The sequence below is a fragment of the Herbaspirillum sp. 1130 genome (assembly GCF_017833835.1).
Taxonomy (GTDB): Bacteria; Pseudomonadota; Gammaproteobacteria; order Burkholderiales; family Burkholderiaceae_D; genus Herbaspirillum; species Herbaspirillum huttiense.
On the sequence record NZ_JAFICQ010000001.1, the window covers coordinates 1,547,126 to 1,563,744 of the forward strand.

Genomic DNA, 16,619 nt, shown 5'->3' on the forward strand with positions numbered 1-16,619 from the left:
CCGGCCACAGGCATTACTGCTTGACCAGCGGGCAGGCCGCGTCCATCGGACGGAAGGCCTGCTGGGCCGGGATCACCGACAGCAGCTTCAGGTAATCCCACGGCGCCTTGGACTCGGCCGGGGTCTTGACCTGGTACAGGTACATGTCGTGGATCACGCGGCCATCCGGCCGGATGGAGGCATTGCGCATGACGGCGTCGGAGATCGGAATTTCACGCATCTTCTGCGCCACCACTTTCCAGTCCGAGGTCTTGGCGGCCGCGCGCGCCTTCAGGAACTGGTAGACGCTGGAATAGACACCGGCCTGCACCATGGTCGGCTTGATGTTCTTGAACTGCGCTTCGAAACGCTTGGAGAAGGCGCGGGTCTGCTCGTCGTAATCCCAGTAGAAGCCATCGGTATAGACCAGGCCTTGCGCGGCCTCCAACCCCAGCGCATGTACGTCAGACAGGAACACCAGCAGCGCCACCAGGCGCTGGTCCTTGCCGCCGACGGCAAAGGAACGGGCCTGCTTGATGGCGTTGACCACATCGGTGCCACCATTGGCCAGCCCGATCACCTGAGCCTTGGAGGCCTGCGCCTGCAGCAGGAAGGACGAGAAGTCAGACGCATTGAGCGGATGGCGCACCGAACCCACCACCGTACCGCCATTGGCCTTGACCACATCGGACGCATCCTTCTCCAGCGAATGGCCGAAGGCGTAGTCCACCGTCACGAAGTACCAGGACTTGTTGCCCAGCTTGGTCAGCGCCGCTGCCGCACCGGCCGCTTGCGAGTAGGTGTCGAACATCCAGTGGAAACCGTTGGTGGCGCATTCGGCCGTCGTCAGCGCACCGGTGGCCGGGCCGCTGTACATGGCGATGCCGCCCTTTTCCTTGATCAGCTTCTGCACCGCCAGCGCCACCGAGGAATTGGTGAGATCGGCGATGGCCTCGACCTTGTCGCGGTCCAGCCATTCGCGGGCGCGCGTCACGCCGACGTCGGGCTTGTTCTGGTTGTCGGCCGAGAGGATCTCGATCTTCATGCCCTTGCACTCATTCTTGAGGCAGTCTTCCACCGCCATTTTGGCGGCCACCACCGAACCCTGGCCGCCCATGGCCGAGTAGGGGCCGGACATGTCGGTGAGCACGCCGATCTTGACGGTGTTGGCATCCTGGGCAAGGGCGGGAATGGCGGTCATCGCAGTGGTGGCCAGCGACACCGCACAGGCCACGGCAGCAGCCGTGAGGGAACGGCCGAAAGCGTTCTTGGACATCTTGTCTCCTTGATCTTGTGATTGTTGTCGGACCTGCCCGCGTTCATGGACGCCGGGTCTTGCCGTTGTCTCCTGCCGCCTGTCGCCTCTGTCTTCCCGGGCGGCATCACGGCCCCGCTATTCTGCATGTGCGTATTTATCGATACAATAACCACAAAGACAAAACGCTTTTGCATTGATGCACATCGGTGACGATGGGCCCATGGAGACTACATGCTGGACTGGGACAACCTCAGGATCTTTCTCGAACTCACCCGCAGCCAGGGCCTGGTGGATGCCGCCAAGAAGCTGGGCATCGACCATTCCACCGTCTCGCGGCGCATGAAGCGCTTCGAGGAGCAGGTCGGCAGCCAGCTGTTCGACCGCAACAACCACGGCTACAAGCTCACCGCCGACGGCTACCGGCTGGTGGAATATGCCGAGCAGGTCGAAAGCACCCTGTATGCCGCCACCGAAGAACTGGGCGGACACAACAGCAAGCTCTCCGGCCAGGTGCGGCTGGGCGCGACCGAAGGCTTCGGCACCTTCGTGCTGGCACCGCAGATCGCGCATTTCTGCGCCCGCAATCCCCACATCACTGTGGACATGCTGCCGATGCCGCGTTTCGTGAATCTGTCCAAGCATGAGGCTGACATCAGCGTGTCGATCGAACGGCCGCTGTCGGGTAATTACGTGGTCACAAAACTGTCCGACTATGTCCTGAAGCTTTATGCTTCACGTGAGTACCTGGCCAGGCACGCGCCGATTCACACCATGGATGACCTGGCGCAACACAACTTCATCGGCTACATCGATGATCTGGTCTTCAGTGAAGAATTGCGCTACAAGGATACGGTGGCGCCGGACGCTTTCCGAGCCTTCCGCAGCACCAGCGTGGTAGCGCAATACACGGCGGCCTGCGCCGGCCGCGCGCTGGCGATCCTGCCCTGCTTCCTGGCGCAGCAGTCCGACGAGCTGGTGCCGGTGCTGCCTGAACAGATCGCCATCACCCGCACCTTCTGGCTGGTGGCTTCCAGCGAGCAGCGCCATGTGGCGCGGGTATCAGCCCTGTGGAGCTACCTGCGCGACTGCGTGGAGCTCAACCGCGACTTCCTGATGGGGCAGTCGCGCCGGATGCGCTGGCTGGAGTGAATCCTGCCCAAGCCAGCCCGCAACAAGATGTGTTTCAACCCGGCCGCCCGGTCCCTCCCCGCGCCGGCGGCCTTATCCCAAGGAGATGACGATGGCTGCAAAGAAAATCCTGCTCTTGACCGGTGATTTCGCCGAGGATTATGAAACCATGGTGCCTTTCCAGGCCCTGCAGATGGTCGGCCACACGGTACACGCGGTCTGCCCCGGCAAGAAAGCCGGCGACAAGATCAAAACCGCCATCCACGACTTCGAAGGCGACCAGACCTATACCGAGAAGCCCGGCCACCAGTTCGCCCTCAACGCCAGCTTCGACGATGTCAGCGCGGCAGGCTATGACGCGCTGGTGGTGGCCGGTGGCCGCGCCCCGGAATACCTGCGCCTGAACCCCAAGGTGATCGAGCTGGTGCAAGCCTTCGCCAAGGCCGACAAGCCCATCGCCGCGGTCTGCCACGGTCCGCAGGTGCTGGCTGCGGCGGGCGTGCTGGAAGGCAAGAAGGTCTCGGCCTATCCGGCTTGCGCGCCTGAAGTGAAGCTGGCCGGCGGGCAATTCGCCGATATCGCCGTGGATGCCGCCATCACCGACGGCAAACTGGTCACGGCACCGGCCTGGCCGGCACATCCGGCGTGGCTGGCGCAGTTCCTGCAGGTGCTGGGCACGCGCATCGAACTGTAAGGGCTGGAGCCTCAGGCGGGGAGCGGCTTGCAGGGCCATGGCTCCCCGCGCAAACCCGCTGGTTTTGCTTGTTTCTTCATTTCCTCTTCGCAGTTTCCCCCCATTTTTTCCTGCCGAGCCACAATATGCCCTGAGAACAACCGTCTTCAGGGCATGCAGCCCATTTCCACCCTCTCCCCGATGAGCGACCAGGACCGCGAGATCACCGCCACCGTCATGCGCGAACGCAGCCGGCTGGGCGGCTTCATCCGCCGCCGGGTGGCCGACGCCGGCGAGGCCGAAGACATCCTGCAGGAAGTGTTCTACGAGTTCGTCCAGGCCTACCGCCTGCCGGAGCCGATCGAGCAGGTCAGCGCCTGGTTGTTCCGGGTGGCGCGCAACCGCATCATCGACCGCTTCCGCAAGAAGAAGGAAGAGCCCTTGCCCGAGGCGCACGACATCGAGCAAGTCGAGGGTGGCGAAGACAGCTGGCGGCTGGACCTGGTGCTGCCGGCCAGCGACGGCGGCCCGGAAGCGGCCTATGCCCGTGCGGCGCTGATCGAGGCCTTGCAGGCGGCACTGGACGAATTGCCGCCAGCGCAGCGCGAGGTCTTCATCGCCCACGAACTCGATGGCCTCAGTTTCAAGGAAATGGCTGCTGCCAGTGGCACCAGCCTCAATACCCTGCTGGCGCGCAAGCGCTATGCAGTCCTGCATCTGCGCGAGCGCTTGCAGGCGGTTTATGACGAATTGGAGATGTAATGGAACAGAACGACATGCCTCAAAATCCGCCCACCCCGGCACGCCGCGATCGTAGCTTCCGTGGCGGGCGTGATCCGCGCCGCTGGGGCATGAAACTGCTGCTGTGCCTGCTGTGCTTGCCCCTGCTGGGCGTGGTGGTGATGCTGCTGTGGAACTGGGTGATGCCGCCGATCTTCCCGGGCGTAGCCGAGATCGGCTTCTGGCGGGCGCTGGGATTGCTGGTGCTGTGCCGGGTGCTGTTCGGCGGTTTCCGCGGGCGGCATGGCGGTTGGCATGAGAAGCGCCGCTTCATGCAGGCGCGCTGGGAAGCGATGACGCCCGAGGAGCGCGAACGCTGCCAGCGCCGCGGCCGCCTGTTCTGCCGCGAAGAGCGCAAGTGAAGGAAAACGTCTTCCCGGCTTGAACGCGATCAGCCCAGGGCCGAGGGCTGGGGTGCGATGTTCCAGTCGCGCTCCTGCAAGCCAATCGACGTGAAGGGATCGACCAAAGTGCCGGCCACCATCCGCGCCAACATTTGCGGTGCGGGCGGCACTACCGACAAGCGCGCCGCCAATTGGTCGCGCACCCACGGCAACCACACCGAATCGGACTGGTAGAACGGCGTGAACATCGCCGACATCGCCTGGAAGGTCCGCACGTGGCGGCGTCGCGAGGCGGCATAGCGCGGCAGCGCTTGTTGCAGCGTATCGGACTGCTGCAGGGCATGAATCAGCGCCCGTGCATCGAGCAAGGCCATGTTGGCCCCCTGCCCCAGCTGCGGGCTGGTGGAGTGGGCAGCGTCGCCGATGATGGCCAGCCGCTGGCCATAGGGCGAAGGCAGGGTGTGATGGCCGTAGCGCGCCAGCGTCATCTGTTCGAAGCCATCGATCTGGGCCAGATAGGGTTCACATTCCGGCCACAGCGCATGAATTCCCTCCTTCCATGCTTCCAGCCCTCGTTGCTTGAGCTGCTCCACCTGGTCCGGCTTGGTACTCCAGAAGAAGGCCACCATGGGATCATCCTGCTGCCTCGGGCGACCGATGGGCAGCACCCCGATCATGGTGCTGGCGCGGCGATAGCGCTGTACCAGCGAATTCACACCGAACGACAGGCCGGGCTGGGCGCGCAAGGAAACCCAGAAGGCACCATAAGGCAAGCGCTTCGGCTCGCAGGTATTGAGCGCGTGGCGGCGCAGCAGCGAACGGGCACCACTGGCATCGATGACCAGATCGAAGGGACCGATGCGGCGGCCATCCGCAGTGCTCAGGCTGGCACCTGCGCTGCCCTGTTCCAGGCCGTTGATCTCATGGCCGGTTTCAGCTTCGATCCCCTCCCGTTGCGCTGCTTCCTGCAGGACGCCGAACAGGGCCGCACGATGGACCGCAATGCCATAGCGTCCTCCGCGCACGGCGTCATACCGCACATCCAGCACCGTCTTGCCGCTGCGGGCGTCGGCCCCGTAGAGGCGGTCGATGCGCTGGCCCAGCGCGGCGATGCGCGAGAACAGGCCCAGGTCTTCCAGTACCGTCAGTCCCGTGGGCTGCAGGATCAGGCCGGAACCCACGGGCGCGGCCGTAACGAAGCGCTCCAGCAAGGTGACGCGATGGCCGGCGCGCTTGAGATAGAGCGCCATGGCCAATCCGGCCGGACCGGCACCGGCGATGGCTACGTGCATGGATTTCATGTTTATCCTGCTGAAGATGAAGCGCGTGTCCAGGCCGGGGCGTCTTTTTCGAGGAACGCGCGCAGGCCCTCCCGCCCTTCCGGGGAGGCGCGCAGGTCGGCGATGACGCCGGCCGTATATTCCGCCAGTTCAGACGTGACCTGCAGCGGATTGGCGACCTGTACCAGTTGCTTGGCGGCGCGCATGGCCTGTGGTCCATTGGCCAGCAAGGCATCGATCACTTGCAGCACCTTGGCATCCAGTTCCTGGGCCAGCACCACTTCATGCACCAGGCCAATGGCGGCGGCGCGGATGGCCGAGAAACGCTCGCCAGAGACGAAGAAGCGGCGCGCCTGCGATACGCCCATCTTGGCGATCACGTACGGGCTGATGGCGGCAGGAGCCAGGCCCAGCTTGACTTCGGAAAGCGCAAAGAAGGCCGCCTCGGAAGCCACCACGATGTCGCAGCACGAGACCAGACCGACGCCGCCGCCCATCACCGCGCCCTGGACCTTGGCCACCGTCGGCGCCGGGAAGCTGTTGAGGGTTTCCATCAGCAAGGCCAGCTTGCGGGCATCGCGCAGATTGTCATCGCGCGAGGCATCGGCCATGCGGCGCATCCAGGCCAGGTCGGCACCGGCGGAGAAGGACTTGCCGGTGGAGGCCAGCAGCAGGACGCGAGTACGCTTGTCGTCACGCGCCTCGTTGATGAGGTCGATCAGGTGGGCGATCAGTTGATCGTCGAAAGCATTGTGGACATCAGGGCGATTGAGGGTCAGCGTGGCCAGGCCACGCGGGTCGATGTCGAGATGGGCGGCTGCGGTCATGAAGGCTCCTGCGGTAAGGTTTGCCGGGAGGATAGCGCAAAATGCCGGGGGAAAATGTTACTGGGGAGACAAATGCACTTTGGGGCAGCAAACAAACAAGCCCACTTGCGCGGGCTTTCGGTCGGCTGGATTGGCTTGGATTGCGTCAGGTGCGCGCTCAACAGTCTTCTAACGCTCGCGGCGCGAGCGAGGGATTCGCCCACGTGCCGCGGGCCCGGTTTCGCTTGCAAGCGAAACCTTTCGAATCCCCCCCGCGATGTGCTCAAGCACATCGCTAGGCGCCGCCAAATAAAAAAGCCCGCTTGCGCGGGCTTTCGGTTGACTGGGTTGGCTTGGATCGCGTCAGGTGCGCGCTCTACAGTCCTCTAACGCTCGCTGCGCGAGCGAGGGATTCGCCCACGTGCCGCGGGCCCGGTTTCGCTTGCAAGCGAAACCTTTCGAATCCCCCCGCGATGTGCTCAAGCACATCGCTAGGCGCCGCCAAACAAAAAAGCCCGCTTGCGCGGGCTTTTTTATTTGGCGTCCCCTGGGGGATTCGAACCCCCGTACTCACCGTGAAAGGGTGATGTCCTAGGCCTCTAGACGAAGGGGACAAAACGGTCACAACTACAACATTCCTCGAATCAGCTCTTCCGCCAATTCACCCCGCATTTCCATGCGGGTCGCTGGTGGAGGTAAGCGGGATCGAACCGCTGACCTCTTGCATGCCATGCAAGCGCTCTCCCAGCTGAGCTATACCCCCTGCGAAAGGAAAAGTCCCAAACTACAGACTATCCAACCTCAAGGTAGCCTGATCAATCAGACTACTTAAACTTTCCAACAATCCGGCGGCAACCGGACTGCCTCACAACCTGGCGTCCCCTGGGGGATTCGAACCCCCGTACTCACCGTGAAAGGGTGATGTCCTAGGCCTCTAGACGAAGGGGACACTGTACCGCTACATACCTGCGCTGCCTGCTGGGTGACAGCGCAGATATCAAAATCTGGCGTCCCCTGGGGGATTCGAACCCCCGTACTCACCGTGAAAGGGTGATGTCCTAGGCCTCTAGACGAAGGGGACAAGCAGGTACTTCACATTACTTTTTACTTCTACACTTCAAGCTTCGCCTGAAATATCACCGCCAAACATCTGCGGGTCGCTGGTGGAGGTAAGCGGGATCGAACCGCTGACCTCTTGCATGCCATGCAAGCGCTCTCCCAGCTGAGCTATACCCCCGTTGCGAAGAAGCGAGATTATGCAATACCTCTTTTCAAAAGACAACAGCTTTTTGAAAAATAATTTCTTTTTTTCAAAGATATGCCGCCAAGCGTGCCTCTACAGCCTCACGGCCAAACAATTGCAGCACGGCGTCAATGGCCGGCGTCTGCAATTGCCCCGCCACGATCAGGCGCAACGGCATCGCCAGCTGTGGCATCTTGATGCCGTGCGCAGCCAGCACTTCCTTGATCATCGGCGCAATCGCTTCCTTGCTCCACTCCACCGTCGCCACGCGCCGGGCAAAGTCAGCCAGCGCCGGCTTGATCGCCTCGGTAATGTGCTGGGCCACCAGGGCCGCATCCGGGGCCGGCTGGCGATAGAACATCAGCGCCGCAGCCGCAATCTCGTTGACGGTATTGGCACGATCCTTCAGCAGAGCAATCACGGCCGCCAGATCAGGCGCGCCCTCGAACACCGCACCCTGTGCCTGCAGCAGCGGGCGAACCAGATCAGCCAGGCGGGCGTTGTCAGCCAGCTTGATGTAGTGGTTGTTGAGCCAGTTCAGCTTTTCCGGATTGAATTGCGCCGGCGCCTTGGTCAGGTGATCCAGGTCGAACCATTCGCAGAACTGCTGCATCGAGAAAATCTCGTCGTCACCATGACTCCAGCCCAGGCGCGCCAGATAGTTCAGCATGGCCTCAGGCAGATAGCCCTGGGCCGGGTAATCCATCACGCTCACCGCACCGTGGCGCTTGGACAGCTTCTCGCCATCCGCACCCAGGATCATCGGCACGTGGCCATACTCGGGCAGCGTGCCGCCCAGAGCCTTCAGGATATTGATCTGGCGCGGCGTATTGTTCACATGGTCGTCGCCACGGATGACGTGGGTGATCTTCATGTCCCAATCATCCACCACAACACAGAAGTTGTAGGTCGGCGTGCCGTCCGGACGGGCGATCACCAAGTCGTCCAGCTCACGGTTGGAGATGGTGATGGGGCCCTTGACCACATCATTCCAGTTCACCTCGCCGTCTTGCGGATTCTTGAAACGCACCACCGGCTTGCGCCCTTCAGGGATCGCCGGCAAGGTCTTGCCCGGCTCGGGACGCCAGGTGCCGTCGTAGCGCGGCTTCTCGCCGGCCGCACGCTGGCGCTCGCGCATGGCTTCCACTTCTTCCGGGGTGCAATAGCAATAGTAAGCCGTGCCCTGCTCCAGCATCTGGCCGATCACTTCGCGATAGCGATCCATGCGCTTCATCTGGTAGAACGGACCTTCATCATGCTCCAGCCCCAGCCACTGCATGCCCTCGATGATGGCCTGCACCGCTTCCGGGGTGGAACGCTCGACGTCGGTATCTTCGATGCGCAGCACGAAAGTGCCGCCGAAGCGACGGGCATAGGCCCAGGAGAACAGCGCCGTGCGGGCACCGCCCAGGTGCAGGTAGCCGGTGGGGCTGGGAGCGAAACGGGTACGAACTTGAGTGGCAGTCATGATAGCGAGTAAAAATCAGGCCGGTCCTGGAATGCCAGGGCCGGCCATCGGTCAAGCAAAGGAATTCGGAAAGGCGTCATTTTAACGCCTTTGCAGGGCGGCACGCCATGCCGGCGGGACGCCCCGGGGCGGACATCAGTCGTTCTGCACCACGATGCTGGGGAACTTGCTGGTCATGTCGCGCGCCTTCTCGGCCACCTTCACGGCCACCTTGCGGGCGATGGCCTTGTAGATCTCGGCGACCTTGCCATCCGGATCGGCCACCACGGTGGGCTTGCCGGAATCGGTCTGCTGGCGGATTTCCATGGTCAGCGGCAAGGCCCCCAGGAAGTCCACGCCGAAATCCGCACACATCTTCTCGCCACCGCCCACGCCAAAGATGGGCTCGGCATGGCCGCAGTTGGAACAGACGTGCATGCTCATGTTTTCCACGATCCCCAGGATGGGGATGCCGACCTTCTCGAACATGCGCAAACCCTTGCGCGCATCCAGCAGGGCGATGTCCTGCGGGGTGGTGACGATGACCGCACCGGTGACCGGCACCTTCTGTGACAAGGTCAGTTGCACATCGCCTGTACCCGGCGGCATGTCGACGATCAGGTAATCCAGGTCGCGCCAGTTGGTCTGGTCCAGCAATTGCTGCAGGGCTTGCGTGACGATGGGGCCGCGCCAGACCATGGGCTCGTCCGGATCGATCATGAAACCGATGGACGAGACCTGCAGGCCGTGGTTTTCCAGCGGCTCCATGGTCTTGCCATCCTTGGTCTCGGGCTGGCCGGAGATGCCCATCATCATGGGTTGCGAGGGACCATAAATATCGGCATCCAGGATGCCCACGCGCGCGCCCTCGGCCGACAGCGCCAGCGCCAGGTTGACCGCCGTGGTGGATTTGCCTACCCCGCCCTTGCCCGACGCCACGGCGATGATGTTCTTGACGTTGCTCTTGAGCTTGATGCCGCGCTGCACCGCGTGCGCCACGATCTTGAAGTAGACGTTGGCCTCGACTGCGGTCACGCCCGGCAGCTTGCCCAGCGCCTCTTCAACCAGCTGGCGAATAGGCGCAATCTGGCTGGCCGCCGGATAGCCCAGCTCCACATCCAGCAGCACGCGGCCAGCCTCGACGCGGATGTTGCGGGCTTCCTTGCCACGGATCATGTCCTTGCCGGTATTGGGGTCGATCACCTGCAACAGGGCCGCCTTGATCTCTTCCACGGTAATGCTCATTGGTTCTCCTTGCTCAGAACCCGCAAGTCTAAACCAATCGCGCCAGGGCCGCCCTGTGCGGCAATCAAACCACCCTTGCACAACGCTTCACTTTGATTGCAATGGAGCAACTACTGCGCCCAAGGCCCTCTGACTGATAGAATGCCCCTCTTTCATGGCAGTTTTCTTGCAGCTTTCTTGCTTTTTCGGCGCGCACGCGCCTTAACCTACTTGCATCGTCCGTATCGCCAATGAGCACTTCCGCACCTCGCCAACTCTTCGTCACGACCGCACTCCCCTACGCCAACGGCGCTTTCCACATCGGCCACATCATGGAATACATCCAGGCCGATATCTGGGTCCGGTTCCAGCGAATGCAGGGCAATGAGGTGCACTTCGTCGGTGCCGACGACGCCCACGGCGCGCCCATCATGATCGCCGCCGAAAAGGCCAACATCACGCCGCAGCAGTTCGTGGCCAACATTGCCGCCGGCCGCAAGCAGTACCTGGATGGCTTCCACATCGCCTTCGACAACTGGAGCTCCACCGACAGCCCGGAGAACCACGCACTGTCGCAGGAAATCTACCGCGCGCTGCGCGACGAGGCCAAGCTGATCTCCACCAAGACCATCGACCAGTTCTACGATCCGGTGAAGAACATGTTCCTGCCGGACCGCTACATCAAGGGCGAATGCCCCAAGTGCGGCACCAAGGACCAGTATGGCGACTCCTGCGAGAACTGCAGCGCGGTCTATTCCCCGACCGACCTGAAGAATCCTTACTCGACCCTCTCGGGCGCCACGCCCGTGATGAAGTCGTCTGAACATTTCTTCTTCAAGCTCTCGGATCCGAAGTGCGTGGCCTTCCTGCGCGAATGGGCACTGGACAGCAACCGCCTGCAACCGGAAGTGGCCAACAAGGCCCGCGAGTGGCTGGATGGCGAAGACGGCCTGGGCGACTGGGACATCAGCCGCGATGCGCCCTACTTCGGCATCGAGATCCCGGACGCACCGGGCAAGTACTTCTACGTCTGGCTGGACGCGCCCATCGGCTACCTGGCCTCGCTGAAGAATTACTTCGTCAAGACCGGCCGCGACTTCGACGCCTTCATGGCCGATGACAAGACCGAGCAGTATCACTTCATCGGCAAGGACATCACCTACTTCCACACCCTGTTCTGGCCCGCCATGCTGAAGTTCGCCGGCCGCAAGACGCCGACCAACGTGTTCGCGCACGGCTTCATTACGGTCAGCGGCGAGAAGATGTCCAAGTCGCGCGGCACCGGCATCTCGCCGCTGCGCTACCTGGATATCGGCATGAACCCGGAATGGCTGCGCTACTACATCGCCGCCAAGTTGAATGCCAAGGTGGAAGACGTGGACTTCAACCCGGACGACTTCGTCGCCCGCGTCAACGCCGACCTGATCGGCAAGTACGTCAACATCGCCAGCCGCGCTGCCGGTTTCATCGCCAAGCGCTTCGAAGGTCGTGTTTCCACCCAGTGGGCCACCGCTGACGATGCCTTCCTGGCCAAGCTGCGCGGCGTGGCTGAAGAGATCCGCAGCCTCTACGAGCAGCGCGAATACGGCAAGGCCCTGCGCCTGGTGATGGAGCAAGCCGACGCCATCAACGCCTACGTGGACGCCAACAAGCCCTGGGAACTGGCCAAGGACAGCAGCAAGGATGCGCAACTGCACGAAGTCTGCAGTCGCCTGCTGGAAGCCTTCCGCATCCTGACCGTCTACCTCAAGCCGGTGCTGCCGCAACTGGCCGCCCAGGTGGAAGCCTTCCTGCAGGTCCAGCCCTTCCAGTGGAGCGATGTGGCCGTGCCGCTGGCCGATGGCCACGTCATCAATGCCTATTCGCACCTGATGCAGCGCGTCGATCCCAAGATGTTGGATGCTTTGTTCGAAGCGCCGGAAGCGCCCGCAGCGGCAGAAAGCGCCATCGAAGAGCTGGCGCCGGAAATCTCCATCGATGACTTCGCCAAGGTCGACCTGCGCATCGCCAAGATCGTCAACTGCGAAGCGGTGGAAGGCTCCACCAAGCTGCTGCGCCTGACCCTGGATGCCGGTGAAGGCCGCACCCGCAATGTCTTCTCGGGCATCGCCTCGGCCTACAAGCCGGAAGAACTGGTCGGCAAGCTGACCGTGATGGTGGCCAACCTGGCGCCGCGCAAGATGAAGTTCGGTGTCTCCGAGGGCATGGTGCTGGCCGCCTCCGCCAAGGATGAGAAAGCCAATCCGGGCATCTATGTGCTCAACCCCTGGCCGGGTGCCGAGCCGGGCATGCGCGTGCGCTGAGGCATTCGCCGCCGATTGCCTGTGCAGGAGGAAAGAACGTCATGAACCTGGTGATACGTGAAGCCACCTCGGAAGATGCCAGTCTGATCGCCGAACTGACCCGTCACAGCTGGGCCAACAAGGTTGCGCCCAGTTCTTCGGGCCACCGCGAAGCCCCCGACCATGTGCAGGAAGACCTGCAGCATGGCGGCGCCTTCATCCTGCTCAGTGGCGAGACGCCTGCCGGTTCGGTGCGCTGGCTGCCTCTGGACACCGAAAGCGATGTCTGGGAAATCCGCCGCATGGGCATCGCCCCGGCGTTCCGGGGTGAACGCCTGTCCCAGCACCTGATGGAAGCCCTGATCCATCGTGCCCAGTCAGCCGATGTGCGCGAATTGCGGCTGGCGGTACGCACCGATCAGGTGCAGTTGGTAGACCTGTATGCCGCCTTCGGCTTCGAGATCGCGCCGGAACTGGAGTACACCCGCGCCAATCCGCAGGAAGCCCCGCCCATCGTGATGCGGCGCGTGATGCGGCACTGATGTTTCTCCTCCTGTGATCCCCCTTGAAAGCGACGCCTGATGCGTCGCTTTTCTTTTGCCTCGCCGCCACACCAGCAAATTGGAACGTTTGTTCATCAAGCGGTAACAATCGCTCGCTACCATCGTGAAAACGTTGTCAGGAGGCCCAGCCCGCCTGGCCTGCCGGGGGGGCAGTCCGAGGGCATGCGCCAAAAGTTCACATTCACTGGTAAGCACAATAACAATGGCCCAAGGGGATAGACAGGAAACTGCCTACATGGCGGTCCGCGTTGCGCGGCTCTACTACTTCCAGAACATGACCACCGCCGCGATTGCCGACGAAATCGGCACTTCGCGCGCGACCGTCTCGCGCCTGCTGTCCTTCGCACTGGAGCGCGGACTGGTGGAAATCCGCGTACACGATCCGCAGCAGGTCTCCGGCAGCCTGGAAGCGGCCATCGCCCATCACTATCGGCTGCGGTCGATCCAGGTGGTACCCGTGGCGGCCGCAGCCACCGACAAGGAAACCCTGCAGCGGGTCACCTGCCACGCTGCTGCCTACGTCAATTCCCTGGTCACGCCGGGTACCGTCATCGGCCTGGCCTGGGGCACGACCGTGGCGCAGATCGCCGACCAGCTGCTGCCGCGCCATGTGCATGACGTGGACGTTGTCGCCTTGAACGGTTCGGGCAGCGGTGCCAGCTTCATCAACAGCTTCAGCGAATCCATCGTCTCGCGCTTTGCCCAGAACTATGGTGCGCGCGCCCATCACCTGCCGGTGCCGGCCTTCTTCGACTATCCCGAAACGCGCACGGCGCTGTGGCGAGAAAAGAGCATCAAGGCCATCCGCGACCTGCAGGAACGTGCCTCCATCCTGCTGTTCTCCATCGGGGCCGAGGCCACCGGCAGCTATATCCATACCGCCGGCTATCTGGGTGAAGAAGAACGCCAGATCCTGCGCGACGAAGGCCTGGTCGGCGACATCGCCACCGTCTTCTTCCGCGCCGATGGTTCCTGGCGCGATGTGGCCTTCAATGCCCGCAACAGCGGCCCGGACATGGAATGCTTTGCGCGCGCCGCGCATTCGCTGTGCGTGGTCTCCGGCACCGGCAAGCTGCCGGGCCTCAAAGCCGCATTGCGCGGCGGCTTCATCAACGAACTGATCATCGACGAACCGAGCGCGCGCCTGCTGGTGGAGCAGATCCGCAGCGGCGCGGCGGCGTGATCGCATCTCCACGAGGAAACCAGCATGGCAGCCATCTCCTTGCAGGGCGTCTGCAAGCACTGGGGTCAAGCCCAGGCGGTGAGCAACATCGATTTTGAGGTCAAGTCGGGGCAGTTCACCGTCCTGCTGGGGCCTTCCGGCTGCGGCAAGTCGACCACCCTGCGCCTGATCGCGGGACTGGACAAACCCACTTCCGGCAGCATCCACATTGGCGGCCGCGATGTCACGCAACTGCCCCCGGCCCAGCGCAAGATTTCCATGGTGTTCCAGTCGTATGCGCTGTTCCCGCACCTGAGCGTGCGCGACAACATTCTCTTCGGCGTGCGCGTGCGCAAGGAGCCGCGTGCAGGCCATGCGTCACGCCTGCAGCGCGTGGCCGACATTCTCGGCCTGTCGCACCTGCTGGAACGCCGCCCGGCACAGCTCTCCGGCGGCCAGCAGCAGCGCGTGGCGCTGGGCCGCGCCATCATTGCCGATGCACCGGTGTGCCTGATGGATGAGCCGCTCTCCAACCTCGATGCGCAGCTGCGCCAGGAAATGCGCCGCGAGATCCGCGCCCTGCAGCAGCAGCTGAACATGACCATGGTCTACGTCACCCATGACCAGACCGAAGCCATGAGCATGGCCGACCAGGTGATCCTGCTGCGTGAAGGCCGCATCGAACAGGACGCAGCGCCCGCCGATCTCTACGCCCAGCCGGCCACGGCCTTTGCCGCCCGCTTCATCGGCACGCCGCCGATGAACCTGCTGCCCCTGCAAGCGCATGCGCAAGGCCTGGCCATTGTCGGCAGCGACGTGGTGCTGCACGAGCTCGGCCAAATACCCCTGCAACTCGGGCTGCGCCCTGAACACATCCGCCTGGCAGCGGCCAGCGAGGCCACTGCGTCCGCCCAGGTGGAAACGGTCGAATACTTCGGTGCCGACACCATCATCGGCGCGCGCATCGGCAGCGCCTCGCTGCTGGTGCGCGCGCCGGGGCAACACCGGTTCAACGCGGGCGAAACGGTCCACCTGGCCTGGGATGCCCGCGACCAGTATTTCTTCGAACAGGAGAGCGGCCTGCGCCGGTCCTGATCCGTAAAACGATTTCCGCAGCAAGCCAACCCATCCACCTCATGGAGATGCATCATGCGTAGAACCTTCCTCAAGTCCCTGGCCGCCCTGGCTGTCTCAGCCGCTTTCTGTGCGCCGGTGCTGGCCGCCAATCCGGTCGAGATCAGCTTCTATTACCCGGTCGCCGTGGGCGGCGCGGTCACCAAGACCATCGACAGCATGGTGGCCGATTTCGAGAAGGCCAATCCCGACATCAAGGTCAAGGCCATCTATGCCGGCACCTACCAGGAAAGCATCGTCAAGGCACTGACCGCCTTCAAGGGCGGCACCCCGCCAACCCTGGCCGTGCTGCTCTCGACCGACCTCTTCACCCTGATCGACGAGAACGCCATCGCCCCCATCGACAGCCTGGCCAGCAGCGCCGAAGACAAGAAGTGGATCGACGGCTTCTACAAGGGCTTCATGGAAAACAGCCAGACCGAAGGCAAGACCTGGGGCATTCCCTTCCAGCGCTCGACCATCGTGATGTACTACAACAAGAACCTGTTCAAGGAAGCCGGCCTGAACCCCGACAAGGCCCCGGCCAACTGGAACGAGATGGTGGAAGCCGCCAAGAAGCTGACCAAGCGCGATGCCGCCGGCAACGTCAGCCAGTGGGGTGTGAAGATTCCTTCCACCGGCTTCGGCTACTGGATGTTCCAGGCCATGACCGCCTCCAATGACACGATCCTCATGAACAGCGCCGGCACCAAGACCTACTTCGACAAGCCGGGCGCCGTGCAGGCCCTGCAGCACTGGGTCGACCTGACCACAAAAGACAAGGTGATGCCGGCCGGTTCCATCGAATGGGGCACCACGCCCAAGGACTTCCTGGAGCAGAAGGCTGCCATGGTCTGGACCACCACCGGCAACCTGACCAACATCCGCACCAACGCCAGCTTCCCCTTCGGCGTGGCCATGCTGCCCGGCATCAAGCATCCGGGCAGCCCCACCGGCGGCGGCAACTTCTACGTCTTCAACAAGACTTCGCCAGCCGAGCAGCAGGCCGCCATGAAGTTCATCCGCTTCGCCACCGAGCCGGCACGCGCGGCCCAGTGGTCCATTGCCACCGGCTATGTGGCCCCGCGCCAGGATGCCTGGGATACCCCGGAAATGAAGAAATATTTGCAGGACGTCCCGGCCGCCGACGTGGCGCGCGAGCAGATGAAGTATGGCGTGGCTGAACTGTCTACCCACGACAACCAGCGTGTGACCAAGGCCTTGAACGACAACCTGCAGGCAGCGCTGTCCGGCACCAAAACACCGGAGGCCGCCCTGAAGGATGCCCAGCGCGAAGCCGAGCGCATCCTGCGCGCCTACGGCCGCTAAGCGCGGTC

The 16,619-nt window shown here is 63.0% G+C and carries 14 protein-coding genes and 5 tRNA genes; 9 read left to right on the top strand and 10 right to left on the bottom strand.

Going from position 1 to position 16,619, the window contains the following annotated elements:
* Positions 1–13: 13 nt before the first annotated feature.
* On the bottom strand, positions 14–1,255 hold the full coding sequence (locus tag JOD78_RS06745) for an ABC transporter substrate-binding protein (protein ID WP_121042045.1): 1,242 nt from the start codon (positions 1,253–1,255) through the stop codon (positions 14–16).
* Between the two features lie 213 nt (positions 1,256–1,468).
* On the opposite strand from JOD78_RS06745, the gene JOD78_RS06750 reads away from it, so the two are divergent.
* The 4 genes from JOD78_RS06750 (at position 1,469) to JOD78_RS06765 (ending at position 4,180) form a co-directional block, all read left to right on the top strand.
* Positions 1,469–2,386: a LysR family transcriptional regulator gene (locus JOD78_RS06750; RefSeq protein ID WP_121042047.1), complete on the top strand. Its 918-nt coding sequence runs from the start codon at positions 1,469–1,471 to the stop codon at positions 2,384–2,386.
* A 91-nt stretch (positions 2,387–2,477) separates the two neighbouring features.
* A complete protein-coding gene (locus JOD78_RS06755) occupies positions 2,478–3,059 on the top strand; it encodes a DJ-1/PfpI family protein (RefSeq protein WP_034329926.1) in 582 nt (193 codons plus the stop codon).
* Between the two features lie 153 nt (positions 3,060–3,212).
* Positions 3,213–3,800 carry a sigma-70 family RNA polymerase sigma factor gene (locus JOD78_RS06760; RefSeq protein WP_034329923.1) on the top strand — a complete coding sequence of 196 codons (588 nt, stop codon included), beginning with the start codon at positions 3,213–3,215 and terminating at the stop codon, positions 3,798–3,800.
* A gap of 89 nt (positions 3,801–3,889) precedes the next feature.
* On the top strand, positions 3,890–4,180 hold the full coding sequence (locus tag JOD78_RS06765) for a hypothetical protein (protein WP_245202061.1): 291 nt from the start codon (positions 3,890–3,892) through the stop codon (positions 4,178–4,180).
* Between the two features lie 29 nt (positions 4,181–4,209).
* Here JOD78_RS06765 and JOD78_RS06770 read toward each other — a convergent pair whose 3' ends face one another.
* From JOD78_RS06770 to apbC, 9 genes are all read right to left on the bottom strand, one after another.
* Entirely contained in the window at positions 4,210–5,463 is a 1,254-nt protein-coding gene (locus JOD78_RS06770; RefSeq protein WP_204726685.1) for an NAD(P)/FAD-dependent oxidoreductase, read from the bottom strand.
* Positions 5,464–5,465: 2 nt separating this feature from the next.
* Positions 5,466–6,269 carry an enoyl-CoA hydratase-related protein gene (locus tag JOD78_RS06775; protein ID WP_204726686.1) on the bottom strand — a complete coding sequence of 268 codons (804 nt, stop codon included), beginning with the start codon at positions 6,267–6,269 and terminating at the stop codon, positions 5,466–5,468.
* A gap of 517 nt (positions 6,270–6,786) precedes the next feature.
* Positions 6,787–6,862, bottom strand: a tRNA-Glu gene (locus JOD78_RS06780).
* Between the two features lie 73 nt (positions 6,863–6,935).
* A tRNA-Ala gene (locus JOD78_RS06785) sits at positions 6,936–7,011 on the bottom strand.
* Between the two features lie 110 nt (positions 7,012–7,121).
* A tRNA-Glu gene (locus tag JOD78_RS06790) sits at positions 7,122–7,197 on the bottom strand.
* A 56-nt stretch (positions 7,198–7,253) separates the two neighbouring features.
* Positions 7,254–7,329, bottom strand: a tRNA-Glu gene (locus tag JOD78_RS06795).
* 80 nt (positions 7,330–7,409) lie between these two features.
* Positions 7,410–7,485 (bottom strand) — tRNA-Ala (locus JOD78_RS06800).
* Between the two features lie 73 nt (positions 7,486–7,558).
* A complete protein-coding gene (gltX, locus tag JOD78_RS06805) occupies positions 7,559–8,959 on the bottom strand; it encodes a glutamate--tRNA ligase (RefSeq protein WP_209566928.1) in 1,401 nt (466 codons plus the stop codon).
* A gap of 135 nt (positions 8,960–9,094) precedes the next feature.
* Complete coding sequence (gene apbC, locus JOD78_RS06810) at positions 9,095–10,183, bottom strand: iron-sulfur cluster carrier protein ApbC (RefSeq protein WP_134136079.1); 1,089 nt, start codon at positions 10,181–10,183, stop codon at positions 9,095–9,097.
* A gap of 230 nt (positions 10,184–10,413) precedes the next feature.
* On the opposite strand from apbC, the gene metG reads away from it, so the two are divergent.
* From metG to JOD78_RS06835, 5 genes are all read left to right on the top strand, one after another.
* Complete coding sequence (gene metG / locus JOD78_RS06815; RefSeq protein ID WP_134136081.1) at positions 10,414–12,465, top strand: methionine--tRNA ligase; 2,052 nt, start codon at positions 10,414–10,416, stop codon at positions 12,463–12,465.
* 41 nt (positions 12,466–12,506) lie between these two features.
* Positions 12,507–12,986 carry a GNAT family N-acetyltransferase gene (locus JOD78_RS06820; RefSeq protein WP_039784909.1) on the top strand — a complete coding sequence of 160 codons (480 nt, stop codon included), beginning with the start codon at positions 12,507–12,509 and terminating at the stop codon, positions 12,984–12,986.
* A gap of 223 nt (positions 12,987–13,209) precedes the next feature.
* Entirely contained in the window at positions 13,210–14,190 is a 981-nt protein-coding gene (locus JOD78_RS06825) for a sugar-binding domain-containing protein (RefSeq protein WP_039784908.1), read from the top strand.
* Positions 14,191–14,214: 24 nt separating this feature from the next.
* Positions 14,215–15,264 (top strand): ABC transporter ATP-binding protein, encoded by a 1,050-nt coding sequence (locus JOD78_RS06830; RefSeq protein WP_121042062.1) that lies wholly within the window; start codon positions 14,215–14,217, stop codon positions 15,262–15,264.
* 54 nt (positions 15,265–15,318) lie between these two features.
* On the top strand, positions 15,319–16,611 hold the full coding sequence (locus JOD78_RS06835) for an ABC transporter substrate-binding protein (protein ID WP_209566930.1): 1,293 nt from the start codon (positions 15,319–15,321) through the stop codon (positions 16,609–16,611).
* Positions 16,612–16,619: the final 8 nt, after the last annotated feature.